This window comes from Leisingera sp. NJS204 (assembly GCF_004123675.1).
Lineage (GTDB): Bacteria > Pseudomonadota > Alphaproteobacteria > Rhodobacterales > Rhodobacteraceae > Leisingera.
This window is the reverse complement of sequence record NZ_CP035417.1, coordinates 2,678,068-2,693,080: the sequence shown is the minus strand read 5'-3', so window position 1 is coordinate 2,693,080 and position 15,013 is coordinate 2,678,068. Positions and strand designations below refer to the sequence as shown.

Sequence of the window (15,013 nt, the reverse complement as noted above, 5' to 3'; positions counted from 1 at the left end):
CATGAGCAGCAGCAGACCAGACCAGCCGCTAAGCCAATTGGGGCTGACCGCCCGGGGCGGCGCCGACCCGCAGATCCGCGGCCTGGCGGTAGACAGCCGCGACGTGCGCGAGGGGTTCCTGTTTGCAGCCCTTCCGGGCAGCCAGGTGCATGGCGCGAAATTCATCCCTGCCGCGCTGGATAAGGGCGCCACCGCCATTCTGACCGATGCAGCGGGTGCGGGCATCGCCGCCAAACTGCTGGACGAAAGCCACGCAGCACTTGTGGTGGTCGAGGATCCGCGCCAGACGCTGGCCTATGCCGCCGCGCTGTGGTCCGGCGGCCAGCCGCAGACCGTGGTTGCGGTGACCGGCACCAATGGCAAGACCTCTGTAGCCACCTTTGTGCGCCAGATCTGGACTGAGCTGGGCCATGAGGCCGTCAATATGGGCACCACCGGAATTGAGGGCGCCTGGAGCTATCCGCTGGCCCATACCACGCCGGAGCCGGTCACCCTGCACCGCGCCCTCGCTGAGGCTGCCGCCGCAGGGGTGACACATGCGGCGATGGAGGCATCCTCGCACGGGCTGGACCAGCGCCGTCTGGACGGGGTGCAGCTGGCGGCGGCGGGGTTCACCAATTTCACCCAGGACCATCTGGATTATCACGAGACGTTTGACGCCTATTTCAACGCCAAGGCGGGCCTGTTCCGCCGTGTGCTGCCGGACGAAGGCGTCGCCGTCATCAACTTGAACGACCCCCGCGGCGCTGAGATGCGTGCGGTGGCCGCTGCCCGCGGGCAGGAGGTGATTTCCGTGGGCCGCGGGCTTGGCGATCTGAACCTGATGGGGCTGCGTTATGACGGCACCGGGCAGGATGTGCGGTTCTCCTGGCATGATAAGCCGTATCAGGTGCGGCTGAACCTGATTGGCGGCTTTCAGGCGGAAAACGTGCTCTTGGCCTGCGGGCTGGTGATTGCCGGCGGCGAGGATCCGGAGCGGGTGTTTGAAACCCTGCCGCATCTGACCACCGTCCGTGGGCGGATGCAGCTGGCGGCGTCTCGTGACAATGGCTCAGCCGTGTTTGTTGACTACGCCCATACGCCCGATGCTGTGGCCAGCGCCATCAAGGCGTTGCGCCCGCATGTGCTGGGCCGGCTGATTGCCATCGTCGGTGCGGGCGGCGACCGCGACACCAGCAAGCGGCCCTTGATGGGGCAGGCGGCGCATCGGAACGCCGATGTGGTGATCGTGACGGATGACAACCCCCGCAGCGAGGACCCGGCGGTGATCCGTGCTGCCGTCAAGGGCGGCGCGCCGGATTGCATCGAGGTCGGCGACCGCGCCGAGGCGATCCTGCGCGGCGCCGACATGCTGCAGGCGGGCGATGCGCTGATTGTCTGCGGCAAGGGGCATGAGACCGGCCAGACCGTGGGCGATCAGGTTCTGCCGTTTGACGATGTGGAGCAGGCCAGCATTGCTGCAGCCGCACTGGACGGGAGGCTGGCATGACGCTTTGGACCGCAACCGAGGCCGCTGCCGCCACCGGCGGGCAGGCGCAGGGCGCTTGGGCTGTCTCCGGCCTGTCGATTGACACCCGCACCATCGAGGCGGGTGATATGTTCGTGGCCTTGAAGGCCGCGCGTGACGGTCATGATTTCGTGGCGCAGGCTTTGGCAAAGGGGGCGGGCGCTGCGCTGGTCTCGCGCATTCCAGAAGGGGTTCCCGCCGATGCGCCGCTGCTGATCGTGGACGACGTGCAGGCGGGGCTTGAGGCCCTTGGCCGGGCGTCCCGTGCCCGCACCAGGGCCAAGGTTGTTGCGGTGACCGGTTCGGTCGGCAAGACCTCGACCAAGGAAATGCTGGCGCGGATGCTGTCGGATCAGGGCCGCACCCATGCTGCTGTTGCCAGCTATAACAACCACTGGGGCGTGCCGCTGACGCTGGCGCGGATGCCGCGTGACACTGAATTTGCGGTGATTGAGATCGGTATGAACCATCCGGGTGAGATCGCGCCTTTGGCCAGGCAAGCCCGCCCGCATGTGGCGATGGTGACAACGGTGGCCGCGGTGCATCTGGAGGCATTTGAGAACGTTGAGGGCATCGCCCGTGAGAAGGCCGCGATCATGCAGGGGCTGGAGCCAGGCGGTGTTGCGGTGCTGAACGCGGATATTGCCGAGGCCCATGTGCTGCGCGGCGCAGCGGAAGATCTGGACATCACTGCCCGCTGGTTCGGCGAAAGCGCCGGGGATTACCAATTGTTGTCATCTGACAACAAAGGCGACGGGCTTGTTGCCCGTGCCACGGCGGGGGGCGGCGAGGTTGAGATGCATATCCAATCCCTTGGCGCACATTTTGCGATGAATGCGCTGGGGGCGCTGGCCTGTGTCGAGGCGCTGGGTGCGGATGTGGCGAAAGCTGTTGAAAGCCTGGCGCTGTGGTCGCCGGTCAAGGGCCGCGGCGTGCGGGAAACCATCCGGCTGGACAGCGGCGAGGTTACTTTGCTGGACGACAGCTACAACGCCAACCCGACCTCGATGGCGGCGGCGCTGGCGGTGCTGGCGGCAACACCCGGCGCGGGACGCCGGATTGCCTATCTTGGCGATATGGGAGAGCTGGGGGTGCAGGAAAAGGACCTGCATGCCGGGCTGGCTGCGCTGCAGGCCGTTGCGGGCATTGAGAAAATCCACTGTGTCGGCCCGTTGATGAAGTCGCTTTATGCGGCTCTGCCAGAGGCAAAACGCGGCGGCTGGCATGAAACCAGTGCCGAAGCCCTGCCGGGTTTGAAAGCCGCCATCAAAGGCGGCGACATCGTGCTGGCAAAAGGATCCAACAGCATGGGGCTGGCCAAGATCGTTGACGGCATCCGCGAAATGGGCCAATCCACCCCCACACAAGAAAACGCATAAAAGAACGAGGGAAGGGCCCAGATGCTCTATTGGCTGACCGCGTTGTCGGACGGAGGGGATTTTTTCAACCTCTTCCGCTATATTACATTCCGCGCTGGCGGCGCCTTTATGACCGCGCTGATCTTTGGCTTTTTGTTCGGCAAACCGCTGATCAACGTGCTGCGCCGCAAGCAGGGCAAGGGCCAGCCGATCCGCGATGACGGGCCGGAGGGGCATTTTTCCAAGGCGGGCACACCCACGATGGGCGGGCTGCTGATTGTCGGCGCGCTGCTGTCGTCGACGCTGTTGTGGGCGCGGCTGGATAACCCCTTTGTCTGGATGGTGCTGCTGGTCACGCTGGCCTTTGCGCTGATCGGCTTTGCTGATGATTATGCCAAGGTTTCAAAACAGACCACGGCAGGTGTTTCGGGCAAGCTGCGGCTGGCCTTGGGGATTGCGATTGCGGCCCTGTGTTCGGTTCTGGCGGCGCGGTTCCACCCGGAGGCGTTGCAGAACCAGCTGGCGCTGCCGGTGTTCAAGGACACGCTGATCAATCTTGGTCTGTTCTATGTGCCGTTTTCGATCTGTGTCATTGTCGGCGCCGCCAATGCGGTGAACCTGACCGATGGGCTGGATGGCCTTGCGATCATGCCGGTGATGATTGCGGCCGGCACCCTGGGTGTCATTGCCTATGCGGTGGGGCGGGTCGACTTTACCGAATATCTGGACGTGCATTACGTGCCCGGCACCGGCGAGATCCTGATTTTCAGCGCGGCGCTGTTTGGCGCAGGCCTGGGCTTTCTGTGGTACAATGCGCCGCCGGCGGCTGTGTTCATGGGCGATACCGGCTCGCTGGCCCTGGGCGGCGCGCTGGGGGCCATTGCGGTTGCCACCAAGCACGAGCTGGTGCTGGCCATCGTCGGCGGGTTGTTTGTGGTCGAGGCGCTGTCAGTGATCATTCAGGTTCTTTATTTCAAGCGCACCGGGCGCCGGGTGTTCCTGATGGCGCCGATCCATCACCACTATGAAAAGAAAGGCTGGGCCGAGCCGCAGATCGTGATCCGCTTCTGGATCATCTCGCTGATCCTGGCGATGATCGGGCTGGCGACGCTGAAAGTGCGCTGAGGCGCGCGGTTTTACCCGCCGCGCCGGAGTTTGCGGCGGGTGGTGAGGCTTTCCTTTATTATGTGAACCGCGCGGGGCTTCAGGCTTGGCGCGGTTTTTCTTTTATTAGAAGGCGGCGCCACCAAGGGGGGCGGAGCACCGGATGTCCTTTGTCGGGGGCCATGTCCGTCTAGCGGCTTCTTGGGGATCCGCCCTGAACCCGATGAAGAGGTGGTTTGAGGGGGCCGGTCTCCTGGTCTTGTTGTTGCAACGGGGTAGAGGGTAGCCCGGCCGAGTGAAGATGCGGTGCGGGCAGCGTACGGTGGATGCGCAACGGGGGGATGCTCCCGCCAATTTCGGCAGGCTTTGCCTGCCTGCCAATTGTTGGGCGTGGCACGGGCCTGCGGCCCATGCCTGCTGCCTGTGCAGGGGCAGCGCTTGAAGCCCGGCTTGCACCTGTGCAATGTGCCGCGGAAGCAAATTCATCAAGATGAGGGCAGGCAATGATCCCGGTCAAAGGATATGAGGGCGCCAAGGTGGCGGTGCTGGGGCTGGGCCGTTCGGGGCTGGCGACGGCGCGTGCCTTGCGGGCAGGCGGGGCGGAGGCGGTCTGCTGGGATGACAATCCAAACGCGCGGGAGACGGCGGAGGCGGAAGGCTTTGCCTGCTGCGACCTGCATAAACCCGGTGCCTTTGACGGGGTTGCGGCCTTGATCACTTCGCCCGGCATCCCGCATCTTTACCCCAAGCCGAACCCGGTGATCCGTGCGGCGATGGAGGCAGGGGTGCCGGTGGACAATGACATCGGTCTGTTCTTCCGCTCGTTTGCGGATGCCGAATGGCAGATGCATGATCAGCCGCCGCGGGTGGTGGCGGTAACGGGGTCAAACGGCAAATCAACCACGGTGGCGCTGCTGCATCACATCCTGCAGGAGGCGGGCCGCGAGAGCCAGCTGGCGGGCAATATCGGCCGCGGTGTGCTGGATATCGACGCGCCCGGCAATGGCGGCGTGGTGGTGCTGGAGCTGTCGAGCTATCAGACCGAGCTGGCCCGGGCGCTGACGCCGGATGTGGCGGTGTTCACCAATCTCAGCCCGGACCATCTGGACCGGCATGGCGGCATGGGCGGATACTTCGCCGCCAAGCGGCGGCTGTTTGCCGAGGGCGGGCCGGACCGCGCGGTGATTGGCATCGACGAGGATGAGGGGCTGTTTCTGGCGGGTCAGCTGTCGGAAGGGGCAGGCGATGACCGGGTGATCCGGGTGTCCGCCGCGCGCAAGCTTACGGGGGCGGGCTGGCAGGTTTTTGCCCGCAAGGGGTTCCTGTCGGAATACCGCAAGGGGCGGCAGGCGGCCTCGATCGATCTGCGGGAAATGACCGGGCTGCCGGGTGCGCACAACCACCAGAACGCCTGCGCGGCCTATGCGGCGGCGCGCACCCTGGGGCTGGCGCCGCGGCTGATCGGCGATGCCATGGCGACATTCCCCGGCCTGCCGCACCGCAGCCAGACTGTCACTGAGGCCGGCGGCGTGCGGTTTGTGAATGACAGCAAGGCAACCAACGTGGACAGCGCGGCAAAGGCGCTGAGTGCGTTCAAGAACATCCGCTGGATCTGCGGCGGGTTGGAAAAGGATGGCGGGCTGGAGGCCTTGAAAGGGCGGGCTGGCAATGTGGTGAAAGCCTATGTCATCGGCCGCGAGGCGGCGGGATTTGCGCTGCAGCTGGATGTGCAGGCAGAAGTCTGTACCACTATGGCGGCGGCAGTGGAGCGGGCCATTCAGGACTCGCAGGATGGTGACACCGTGCTGCTGGCGCCGGCTGCGGCGAGTTTCGATCAGTATGACAATTTTGAACAGCGCGGTGAGGATTTCATCGCCGAAGTGTGGGCGCGGCTGGGGTAATGGGGGTTTCAGGTCTCACCTAAGCGGAAATTCCTTGAGGGTCAGCTGCTGGCAGTGGACGGCTTGGCCATCTCCTCTGACAGGAGTTTGAAATAGCCGGGAAGGGCGTCTTGCAGCCGCTGATGGCCGTCGGGTGTCAGCGCGGCTGCTTTGGAGCGCCCGTCGGATGGGTTGTTCGAAAGGGTTATCAGCCCGTCTTTCTGCAGCGATTGCAGGGTGCGGGTCATCACCGGTTTTGACACGTCGATCCGTTGGGCGATCTCATTCGGGGCCAGCGAGGTGCGGTCCGGTTCGCGGTCGATCACGATCAGCACCAGGAACCGCAGCTGTGACAGCCCGTGGAGGGCAAAATAGGCGTCGAGGCTGCGGATCAGCAGGCTGGCGCGGCGCATCATCAAAAGCGCGCTGGTGATATGGTCCGGGTCGGCGCCGTAGGCCTTGGCGTAGGTGCCGACCATCTGCTGAGACGGCAGGTCCTTGAGGAAAAACATGAGGCTCAGGCCAGCGGGGTCATCTTGTGGATTTCCACCGGTGCTGCAAGCCAAGCCTCGTATTTGGCGAAGACCGGCGTGATGTAGTCCGCCGCGTAATGCGCCGCCAGGGCGTCGTCGCTGGCCCATTCTTCGTCGAGATAAAAGCAATCGCCATCGCGGCCTTCGGCCAGCAGAAACTTCAGGCAGCCGGGTTCGGCGCGGGTCGGTTCCAGAATATCCAGCAGGCTTTGGCGCACATCCTGCATGTGTTCCGGTTTCGGAGTGATCCTGGCGACCAGTTGGAAGGGGGCGGTCATGGTGTTTCTCCATTTATGTTACCATGATAATTATTTGAATGGCGCCGGGCGCAGTGTCAAGGTGGCTTCAGGCGCGGGCTGCGATGGCGGATACGCTTAAGCCGGGCGCGACAGTGAATGGCGTGGCAGCACGGTACGGAGTCGTAGCGAACCAGCTGACGGCCTGGCGCAGGCTGGCGAAACAGGGGAGGTTGGTATTGCCAGCGGCGGAGCTGGACGAACCGGTTTTCGCCCCGCAGGGGACTGCGATGCGCCGGAGGTGCCACCGGAACCAGACCTTACCGCATCAGAAAAAGTGATCCGGATCGTCTCGGGCGCTGTCAGGATCAAGCTGGCGCCCGGCACTCCCGCACCCCGCCGCTGGCCGCCGGGTTTGGAGAATGGATGTAAAGCCAGCGCGCCGGATCTCCTCAAAGTCACGTCTGGGAGAAAGGCCGGCCTGCATCCACCGGCAGAAGGACGGTCTGCACACCTTTCTGCACGATGGCCGTATCGGGATCGGCTCCACAGCCCCTCTTGGCAGATTGCTGCGCAATTGCCTGCCGGGCTGTGGTGCGAGAATCTGATCCGTCGATCGCTCTGACGAGGAAGAACGCACTTTTTGCCGGTCACGGCGAAGGCAGCCGCGCCTGGGGCCGCATTGCGTCGCTCCTCGCCAAGGTAAAGATCAACGGCGTCGCGCCGTTCGCCTGCTTCAAGGCCGCCCATGACGCCATCGCTGCAGGTCACCCTGCCAGCCGGCTGGCGGCTCCCCCCCTGGAACTTCCAGCCGTCAAGTTGAATGCCCGGTGCCCTCCAGGCGCCGCTTACGTCAAAACCTTTGCTCGATGAACTGGAGGTCTGGCTGGCCGCGCAGCTGGCACGGATTCCGGGCAAGTCAGAACTGGCCAAGGCCACACACCGCTGTCACGCAGCCATCCTTATGCGTGACGCCATCCCGGCCATTCCAATCCGCAAGAACGGGCGGGCGTGGAAAGACGACTAACCTGTCCGTTTTTGAATGCCTGAGAGCTGACACGGTCGAGGAAGCAGATTTCCTGCTTCTCCGTTGTGCCTGGAGCGAGGCGTAGGTGCGATTGTCCCTTTTCTCCTCTGTCCGGGAGACGTAGAGGACGTGCATGAAATATGACGTAATTGTGCTTGGTGCCGGTGCTGCCGGACTGATGGCAGCCTCGATTGCCGGACAGGCGGGTGCGCGCGTGCTCCTGCTGGATCATGCAGACAAGGCAGGAAAGAAGATACTGATTTCAGGTGGAGGCCGGTGCAACTTCACCAATATGAGGACCGGGCCGGAATGTTTTTTGTCAGAGAACCCGCATTTCTCCAAGTCCGCTCTCGCACGGTATACCCAGTGGGATTTCCTCGCGCTGGTCGAACGCTACGGCATCGCCTGGCACGAGAAGACCTTGGGACAGCTCTTCTGCGACGGTTCTGCCCGGCAGATTGTAGCGATGCTTCTCGAAGAGTGTGCCCGTGGCGGCGTTGATATCCGCCTCTCGACGCAGATCGGCGAGATCGGCCATGGCGACGGGCTTTTCCGCGTTGCTGGAGCGACAGCAGCGAAACTGGTCATCGCCACCGGCGGCCCGTCGATTCCGAAGATGGGGGCTACCGGCATCGCCTATCAGATCGCGCAACGCTTCGGCCTGACGGTGGTGCCGCCGAGACCCGCGCTGGTGCCGTTGACACTGGGTCCGGACGCGCAGGCGTTCCGGGACATTTCCGGCGTTTCCAGCCCGATCACGGCGCGGGTCGGAACGGCCAGTTTCACCGAAGCGGGGCTGTTTACGCACCGGGGGTTGTCGGGGCCTGCTATCTTGCAGGTGTCCTCCTATTGGACACCCGGCGAACCCGTTGTCCTGACGCTTGTCGACAATGCCTTGGAGGTGCTGCGCGAGGCTCGGCGGCGGGCCCCCCGCACGCGGCTGAGATCCGCATTGAGCGAGCATCTTCCGAACCGCCTGGCCGAGGTGTTGTCAGCGCGTATCGGATTGGCAAAGGAACTGGGAAACAGTTCCGATGCAGACCTCGAGCGTGCCGCTGGCTACCTGTCGCAGCTGACATTCCACCCCACTGGCACCGAGGGTTTTGCGAAGGCAGAGGTGACGGTCGGAGGAATTTCCACCGAGGCGCTGTCCTCGCGCACAATGGAAGCGAAGAACTTGCCCGGTCTTTATGTCATCGGCGAGGCTGTCGATGTCACCGGCTGGCTTGGCGGCTATAATTTTCAATGGGCGTGGTCTTCGGGCTGGGCAGCGGGAACAGCGATTGCTGAGGGGCTTGGGGGCTGAATGCTGTAACCGCGGTCATGCGGCCGCAACGCGGTTTCGCCGGTGCAGGATGCTGAATGGTCATGGCAAAACCCTCTGTCAACCAAGGTGAGATCACCTCGGCCAACAGCACAAACCCGAAGTTGAAAACTGCGAAACTATTCCCGGTTCCGCGCGCATGCCAGCCAAAGGCGCCCATACTGCTGAGCGGCATCGTGCATGGGCTTAGACTGCCAGTTCACCGGATCGGGCACCCGCAGCCGATCTAAGATAGGTCAGCTTTTGCTGCGTCGGGCACGAACTCATGCGCAGCGCGGGGCCTTCCGGACATTTGCCGCGGCTGCAGCCCGTGCCGGACCGCTGGCCGGAGCAAAGCCGTGATTTTCCGGCTCTTGAATGGCTTTCTGCCTGGCAACTGTATAGTTCAGGCGGCGGGTTCCCGCGGAGCGTCGGCATCCGCTGGCAGCTTCCCGCCTGTCAAGATGGGCGGTCGGCGGGGCGGTGGTTTTCCGCCGAACTGTGTTCTTTTTCTGGCGCCGCGGCTCACGTTTCGTTACAGTTTCTGTGAGACCCCGAAAAATGGGGCGGAACGAGGCATATAGTGGCGGTATTCCCATGACTGAGATGGTCTATGGCGCGGTTCCCGTGCAGGCAGGTGAGCCGATTCTTCCGAAATGGTGGCGGACGCTGGATAAATGGACAATGTCCTGCATCCTGATGCTGTTCGTGATCGGATTGCTGCTGGGGCTGGCGGCCTCGGTGCCGCTGGCGGAGCGCAACGGGTTCGGCAATTTCCACTATGTGCAGCGGCAGGCGGTTTTTGGCCTGACGGCGCTGACGGCGATGCTGGTGACATCCGTGATGTCGCCGACGCTGGTGCGGCGGCTGGCGGTGCTGGGCTTTGCCCTGGCCTTTGTCGCCTTGGCGTTCCTGCCGATTTTCGGCACCGATTTTGGCAAGGGGGCTGTGCGCTGGTACTCATTGGGCTTTGCCTCCCTGCAGCCGTCGGAGTTCCTGAAGCCCGGCTTTATTGTGGTTGCGGCCTGGATGATTGCCGCCAGCCAGCAGATCAACGGGCCACCCGGCACGCTGATGTCCTTCGCGCTGTGCATGATGGTAGTTATGATGCTGGTTTTGCAGCCGGATTTCGGCCAGGCCAGCCTGATCCTGTTCGGCTGGGGGGTGATGTATTTTGTGGCTGGGGCGCCGATGCTGCTGCTGGTGTGCATGGCCGCCGTGGTGGTGATGGGCGGTGTCTTTGCCTATAACAGCTCGGAGCATTTCGCCCGCCGCATTGATGGGTTTTTGAACCCTGATGTCGATCCCACCACTCAGCTGGGTTATGCCACCAATGCGATCCGAGAGGGCGGGCTGTTTGGTGTCGGCGTTGGCGAGGGGCAGGTGAAATGGTCGCTGCCCGATGCCCATACCGATTTCATCGTTGCCGTTGCAGCCGAGGAATACGGGCTGGTGCTGGTGGCGGTTCTGATCGTGCTTTACGCCTCGATCGTGGTGCGTTCGCTGTTCCGGCTGATGCGCGAGCGCGATATATTCATCCGTCTCGCGGGCACCGGACTGGTCTGCATGTTCGGCGTGCAGGCGATGATCAACATGGGGGTTGCGGTGCGGCTCTTGCCCGCGAAAGGCATGACTTTGCCGTTTGTCAGCTATGGCGGATCCTCGCTGATTGCCACCGGGATTGCGGTGGGTATGCTCTTGGCCTTTACCCGCACGCGTCCGCAGGGCGGGATTGCGGATTACCTGAACGGCCGCGGCCGCTGAGAGATGTGAAAGAGACCCCCTGGGATGGCACAGAAATTGCTTTTGATGGCCGCTGGCGGAACCGGCGGCCATATGTTTCCGGCACAGGCGCTGGCCGAGATGATGCTGGCGCGCGGCTGGCGGGTGAAGCTGTCGACCGACGCGCGGGGCGCGCGTTACACCGCGTCGTTTCCAAGCGCGGTTGAGATTTCGCAAGTGTCCTCGGCCACCTTTGCCCGCGGCGGGCTGCTGGCCAAGGCGCTGGCGGGTCCGAAGATTGCAGGCGGTGTGTTGTCGATGATGATGCAGCTGCGGCGCGAACGCCCCGATGCCGTCATCGGTTTTGGCGGCTACCCGTCGATCCCGGCCTTGGGGGCGGCAACGCTGCTGAAGCTGCCGCGGATGATCCATGAACAGAACGGTGTGCTGGGCCGGGTGAACCAGATCTTTGCCAAGCGGGTTGCGGGGGTTGCCTGCGGCACCTGGCCAACCGCGCTGCCCGAAGGTGTTGCGCATGAGCACGTTGGCAACCCGGTGCGCAGCGCGGTAATGGAACGGGCAGGGGCTGCCTATATTCCGCCGGGCGACTATCCGATGTCGCTCTTGGTGATGGGCGGCAGCCAGGGTGCGAGGATCCTGTCCGACGTGGTGCCCGGGGCAGTGGCTGCGCTGCCGGATCAAATCCGCCGCTATCTGCGGGTGTCGCATCAGGCGCGGGCAGAGGATTTGGACCGGGTCAATGCGTTCTATGCCGAACACGGCATCAACGCCGATGTGCAGACCTTCTTTACCGACGTGCCTGCGCGGATGTCGGAGGCGCAGCTGGTGGTCTCGCGCTCGGGCGCCTCGTCGGTGGCCGATATCTCGATTATCGGGCGGCCCTCGGTCCTGATCCCCTTTGCCGCTGCGGCGGGCGACCACCAAAGCGCCAATGCCCGTGGGCTGGTTGACGCCAATGCCACGGTGGTGATCCCGGAAAGTGCTCTTGATATCCCGGTGCTGGCAGAGCATATGGGCGCAATTCTGAGTAACCCGCGGGCTGCCACGCAAATGTCGGCAGCCGCACTGAGCGCCGGGGTTCCCGATGCCACCGAACGATTGGTGGCACTGGTCGAGCAGCTGGCCGAAGAAGGATAACTGTCATGAACCCTGCAACCAAACTGCCCGGAGACGTCGGCCCGATCCATTTTGTGGGGATCGGCGGCATTGGCATGTCGGGCATCGCCGAGGTGCTGCTGAACCTTGGCTATATGGTGCAGGGGTCGGACCTGAAATCTTCCAAGATTACCGGCCGGCTGGAAGAGCTGGGCGCGCGGGTGTTTGTGGGCCAGAAGGCGGAAAATCTGGAGAACGCCGCGGTTGTGGTGATCTCTTCCGCCATTAAGCCGGGCAATCCGGAGCTGGACGAGGCTCGCCTGCGCGGCCTGCCGGTGGTGCGCCGCGCCGATATGCTGGCGGAGCTGATGCGGCTCAAGTCCAACATCGCCATTGCCGGCACTCACGGCAAGACCACCACCACCACTATGATGGCCGAACTGATGGTGGCCGGCGGCTTTGACCCGACCATCGTCAACGGCGGCATCATTCACGCCTATGGCTCCAACGCGCGGATGGGGCAGGGCGAATGGATGGTGGTCGAGGCGGACGAGAGCGACGGCTCGTTCAACCGGCTGCCTGCGACCATCGCCGTGGTGACCAATATCGACCCCGAGCATATGGAGCATTGGGGCGACTTTGACACTTTGCGCGACGGGTTCCTGGAGTTTGTCTCAAACATTCCGTTCTACGGTATCGCCGTTTGCTGCACTGACCATCCCGAGGTGCAGGCGCTGATCGGGCGGATTTCCGACCGCCGGGTTGTGACCTATGGTTTCAACGCCCAGGCCGATGTGCGGGCCGAGAACCTGACCTACAAGGGCGGTGTGGCGCATTTTGACGTGCATCTGCAGGCCGAAGACCGGGTGATCGAGGGCTGCACCCTGCCGATGCCGGGGGACCACAATGTCTCCAACGCGCTGTCTGCCGTGGCGGTGGCCCGGCATCTGGGTATGAACAGTTCTGAGATCCGTGAGGCCCTGGCGGCCTTTGGCGGTGTGAACCGGCGTTTCACCAAGGTGGGCGAGGTGAACGGCGTCACCATCATCGACGACTACGGCCATCACCCGGTGGAGATCGCCGCGGTGCTGAAGGCGGCGCGTCAGGCCAGCGAGGGCCGGGTGATCGCAGTGCATCAGCCGCATCGCTATTCGCGCCTGTCGAACTTGTTCGACGATTTCTGCGCCTGTTTCAACGAGGCGGATGTGGTGGCGATTGCCGAGGTGTTCGCAGCAGGCGAAGACCCGATCGAGGGCGCCGGCCGCGATGATCTGGTTGCCGGGCTGATCCGCCACGGCCACCGCCACGCCCGCGCCATCCTCAACGAAGAAGATCTGGAGCGCCTGGTGCGCGAGCAGGCGCGGCCCGGCGACATGGTTGTCTGCCTGGGGGCGGGTACGATCAGCACCTGGGCCAACGGCCTGCCGGAACGGCTGGGCAAATGAGTGTTGCAGGTGCAGCCGGGGGCTCTGCCCCCCGCCGCCTGCGGCGGCGCCCCCCGGGATATTTTTGGCAAGAGGAAAAGGCGGGACGGGGAGGCCGGGCATGAGTGTGTCGCTGACCCTTGCCGCCATCTGGGCGCTGGCGGCCAATGTGCTGGCGATGATTCCGAGCCGGGACAACCATTGGCGGCGCGCCTATGTGCTGATTGCGCTGGGCATTCCGTTGCTTGGCTATGTCACATATGAAAACGGCCCCTGGTGGGGGCTGGCGGTGCTGCTGGCAGGCATGTCGGTGCTGCGCTGGCCGGTGATCTATCTGGGGCGTTGGGTCAAACGCTCGCTGAGCCGCTGACCGGGCAGGAAATCACTGCGCGTTTACGGATTGTTTTCACAGCAAGTGCTACCTACGGGAGATTGTTTATGTTTCCTGCTGTTGCTTCGGTGCGCGTGTTGCCGGACGTGGAGGTTGGTAGTGACCGCTGTAGTTGCAATTTGGATGGCCTTTGGCGCCGTTTGGCTGATTGGCTTCTATTATCTGGCCCGGTTCAAGTGGTACCGGCTGGCGCAAGCATTGGTGTTGCTTTGGGGACTTGTGCTGATCTGGCTGTCTCCGGACCGGTTTCACGAAAATCATGACCATGGCGCCGCGTTCACCCTTTATTTCGATGGCCATCTTGTATACGGACTGTGCGCGTTTATTGGCTGGAAGCTGGGGCGGCAAAAACGATGGCGGAGCAAACTGAAATCATCCTTCCGGCGGTTCGTGGGCGGCTTTCCTGGCAGAAACCGCTGGCGGAGCTGACCTGGCTGCGGGTTGGCGGTCCGGCGGACCATCTGTTCCAGCCTGCGGATATAGACGATCTGGCAGAATTCCTGCGCCGGCTGGATCCGGCGGTGCCAGTGTTCCCTATGGGGGTGGGGTCGAACCTGATTGTGCGCGACGGCGGCATGCGCGCGGTGGTGATCCGTCTCGGCCGCGGCTTTAATGGAATTTCGGTTGACGGGGATACCGTCACCGCCGGTGCGGCGGCGCTGGATGCCCATGTAGCAAAACGTGCGGCGGATGCAGGTGTTGACCTGACCTTTTTGCGCACAATCCCCGGTTCGATCGGCGGTGCGGTGCGGATGAACGCGGGCTGTTACGGCAGCTATACTGCGGATGTGTTTGTGTCGGCCACCATCGTGACCCGCGAGGGCGAGATTCGCGAGATCACTGCGCAGGAGCTGGATTTCCAGTACCGCCAGACCGCTTTCCCGGAGGGCGCGGTGCTGGTCTATGCCACCCTGCGCGGTCCCAAAGGCGATCCAGAGGACCTGCATGACCGGATGGAGGCGCAGCTGCAGAAGCGCGATGAAAGCCAGCCGACCCGCGACCGTTCGGCCGGCTCTACCTTCCGCAATCCGGCGGGGTTTTCATCCACGGGCCGTGCGGATGACGTGCATGACCTGAAGGCCTGGAAGGTGATCGACAACGCCGGCATGCGCGGCGCAAGGCGCGGCGGTGCGCAGATGAGCGGGAAACATTCCAACTTCCTTATCAACACGGGTGGCGCAACTGCCGCAGATTTGGAAGGTCTGGGCGAAGATGTGCGGAAAAAGGTTTACGAAGATTCCGGCATCACGCTAGAATGGGAGATCATGCGGATTGGTGATCCGCTTCCCGAATAACTGGCCGAATAGCTGGAAAACTTGAGTGCTGACAAAGGCTTCGCTTGTCGCAGCTAGGGGTGGCAATAAAGCTCCGGAAGGGCGCGGGCAGCGGTAATTGTTAAACGTGGTAAAGGC

At 63.4% G+C, this 15,013-nt stretch carries 15 protein-coding genes; 13 read left to right on the top strand and 2 right to left on the bottom strand.

What is annotated here, in order from left to right; translation table 11 throughout:
- Position 1 precedes the first annotated feature (1 nt).
- The 4 genes from ETW24_RS13220 to murD all read left to right on the top strand — a co-directional run bounded on the left by ETW24_RS13220 (position 2) and on the right by murD (position 5,870).
- The gene (locus tag ETW24_RS13220) at positions 2 to 1,489 is read left to right on the top strand and encodes a UDP-N-acetylmuramoyl-L-alanyl-D-glutamate--2,6-diaminopimelate ligase (protein WP_129371483.1); all 1,488 of its coding nucleotides are present in this window, start codon (positions 2 to 4) and stop codon (positions 1,487 to 1,489) included.
- Positions 1,486 to 2,886 (top strand): UDP-N-acetylmuramoyl-tripeptide--D-alanyl-D-alanine ligase, encoded by a 1,401-nt coding sequence (locus tag ETW24_RS13215; RefSeq protein ID WP_129371482.1) that lies wholly within the window; start codon positions 1,486 to 1,488, stop codon positions 2,884 to 2,886. The genes ETW24_RS13220 and ETW24_RS13215 overlap by 4 nt, the downstream gene beginning before the upstream one ends.
- A 21-nt stretch (positions 2,887 to 2,907) precedes the next feature.
- A complete protein-coding gene (gene mraY / locus ETW24_RS13210) occupies positions 2,908 to 3,990 on the top strand; it encodes a phospho-N-acetylmuramoyl-pentapeptide-transferase (protein ID WP_129371481.1) in 1,083 nt (360 codons plus the stop codon).
- A gap of 482 nt (positions 3,991 to 4,472) precedes the next feature.
- Positions 4,473 to 5,870 carry a UDP-N-acetylmuramoyl-L-alanine--D-glutamate ligase gene (gene murD / locus ETW24_RS13205; RefSeq protein WP_129371480.1) on the top strand — a complete coding sequence of 466 codons (1,398 nt, stop codon included), beginning with the start codon at positions 4,473 to 4,475 and terminating at the stop codon, positions 5,868 to 5,870.
- Positions 5,871 to 5,911: 41 nt separating this feature from the next.
- Here murD and ETW24_RS13200 read toward each other — a convergent pair whose 3' ends face one another.
- Positions 5,912 to 6,361, bottom strand: coding sequence for a MarR family winged helix-turn-helix transcriptional regulator (locus tag ETW24_RS13200; RefSeq protein WP_129371479.1), 450 nt, complete (start codon positions 6,359 to 6,361; stop codon positions 5,912 to 5,914).
- 5 nt (positions 6,362 to 6,366) lie between these two features.
- Entirely contained in the window at positions 6,367 to 6,660 is a 294-nt protein-coding gene (locus ETW24_RS13195; protein ID WP_129371478.1) for a putative quinol monooxygenase, read from the bottom strand.
- A 38-nt stretch (positions 6,661 to 6,698) separates the two neighbouring features.
- On the opposite strand from ETW24_RS13195, the gene ETW24_RS13190 reads away from it, so the two are divergent.
- The 9 genes from ETW24_RS13190 to murB all read left to right on the top strand — a co-directional run bounded on the left by ETW24_RS13190 (position 6,699) and on the right by murB (position 14,896).
- On the top strand, positions 6,699 to 6,959 hold the full coding sequence (locus ETW24_RS13190) for a transposase (protein ID WP_368075927.1): 261 nt from the start codon (positions 6,699 to 6,701) through the stop codon (positions 6,957 to 6,959).
- Positions 6,960 to 7,441: 482 nt separating this feature from the next.
- Positions 7,442 to 7,645, top strand: coding sequence for a hypothetical protein (locus tag ETW24_RS13180; protein WP_129371475.1), 204 nt, complete (start codon positions 7,442 to 7,444; stop codon positions 7,643 to 7,645).
- A 133-nt stretch (positions 7,646 to 7,778) separates the two neighbouring features.
- Positions 7,779 to 8,951, top strand: a complete 1,173-nt coding sequence (locus ETW24_RS13175) for an NAD(P)/FAD-dependent oxidoreductase (RefSeq protein ID WP_129371474.1) — start codon at positions 7,779 to 7,781, stop codon at positions 8,949 to 8,951.
- A 594-nt stretch (positions 8,952 to 9,545) separates the two neighbouring features.
- The gene (gene ftsW / locus ETW24_RS13170) at positions 9,546 to 10,712 is read left to right on the top strand and encodes a putative lipid II flippase FtsW (protein WP_129371473.1); all 1,167 of its coding nucleotides are present in this window, start codon (positions 9,546 to 9,548) and stop codon (positions 10,710 to 10,712) included.
- A gap of 24 nt (positions 10,713 to 10,736) precedes the next feature.
- Positions 10,737 to 11,828: a UDP-N-acetylglucosamine--N-acetylmuramyl-(pentapeptide) pyrophosphoryl-undecaprenol N-acetylglucosamine transferase gene (locus tag ETW24_RS13165; protein ID WP_129371472.1), complete on the top strand. Its 1,092-nt coding sequence runs from the start codon at positions 10,737 to 10,739 to the stop codon at positions 11,826 to 11,828.
- A 5-nt stretch (positions 11,829 to 11,833) separates the two neighbouring features.
- The gene (murC, locus tag ETW24_RS13160) at positions 11,834 to 13,231 is read left to right on the top strand and encodes a UDP-N-acetylmuramate--L-alanine ligase (RefSeq protein ID WP_129371471.1); all 1,398 of its coding nucleotides are present in this window, start codon (positions 11,834 to 11,836) and stop codon (positions 13,229 to 13,231) included.
- A 100-nt stretch (positions 13,232 to 13,331) separates the two neighbouring features.
- Positions 13,332 to 13,580, top strand: coding sequence for a DUF2484 family protein (locus ETW24_RS13155; protein WP_129371470.1), 249 nt, complete (start codon positions 13,332 to 13,334; stop codon positions 13,578 to 13,580).
- Between the two features lie 144 nt (positions 13,581 to 13,724).
- Complete coding sequence (locus ETW24_RS24305) at positions 13,725 to 14,030, top strand: hypothetical protein (protein ID WP_164982745.1); 306 nt, start codon at positions 13,725 to 13,727, stop codon at positions 14,028 to 14,030.
- Positions 13,955 to 14,896, top strand: a complete 942-nt coding sequence (gene murB, locus ETW24_RS13150) for a UDP-N-acetylmuramate dehydrogenase (RefSeq protein ID WP_129371469.1) — start codon at positions 13,955 to 13,957, stop codon at positions 14,894 to 14,896. Before ETW24_RS24305 ends, murB begins: the two co-directional genes overlap by 76 nt.
- Positions 14,897 to 15,013 lie beyond the last annotated feature (117 nt).

Coding starts and splice junctions, on each gene's coding strand:
- ETW24_RS13220 (WP_129371483.1), top strand. CDS start 2: ATGAGCAGCAGCAGACCAGACCAGCCGCTAAGCCAATTGGGGCTGACC.
- ETW24_RS13215 (WP_129371482.1), top strand. CDS start 1,486: ATGACGCTTTGGACCGCAACCGAGGCCGCTGCCGCCACCGGCGGGCAG.
- mraY (WP_129371481.1), top strand. CDS start 2,908: ATGCTCTATTGGCTGACCGCGTTGTCGGACGGAGGGGATTTTTTCAAC.
- murD (WP_129371480.1), top strand. CDS start 4,473: ATGATCCCGGTCAAAGGATATGAGGGCGCCAAGGTGGCGGTGCTGGGG.
- ETW24_RS13200 (WP_129371479.1), bottom strand. CDS start 6,361: ATGTTTTTCCTCAAGGACCTGCCGTCTCAGCAGATGGTCGGCACCTAC.
- ETW24_RS13195 (WP_129371478.1), bottom strand. CDS start 6,660: ATGACCGCCCCCTTCCAACTGGTCGCCAGGATCACTCCGAAACCGGAA.
- ETW24_RS13190 (WP_368075927.1), top strand. CDS start 6,699: ATGGCGCCGGGCGCAGTGTCAAGGTGGCTTCAGGCGCGGGCTGCGATG.
- ETW24_RS13180 (WP_129371475.1), top strand. CDS start 7,442: ATGCCCGGTGCCCTCCAGGCGCCGCTTACGTCAAAACCTTTGCTCGAT.
- ETW24_RS13175 (WP_129371474.1), top strand. CDS start 7,779: ATGAAATATGACGTAATTGTGCTTGGTGCCGGTGCTGCCGGACTGATG.
- ftsW (WP_129371473.1), top strand. CDS start 9,546: ATGACTGAGATGGTCTATGGCGCGGTTCCCGTGCAGGCAGGTGAGCCG.
- ETW24_RS13165 (WP_129371472.1), top strand. CDS start 10,737: ATGGCACAGAAATTGCTTTTGATGGCCGCTGGCGGAACCGGCGGCCAT.
- murC (WP_129371471.1), top strand. CDS start 11,834: ATGAACCCTGCAACCAAACTGCCCGGAGACGTCGGCCCGATCCATTTT.
- ETW24_RS13155 (WP_129371470.1), top strand. CDS start 13,332: ATGAGTGTGTCGCTGACCCTTGCCGCCATCTGGGCGCTGGCGGCCAAT.
- ETW24_RS24305 (WP_164982745.1), top strand. CDS start 13,725: ATGGCCTTTGGCGCCGTTTGGCTGATTGGCTTCTATTATCTGGCCCGG.
- murB (WP_129371469.1), top strand. CDS start 13,955: ATGGCGGAGCAAACTGAAATCATCCTTCCGGCGGTTCGTGGGCGGCTT.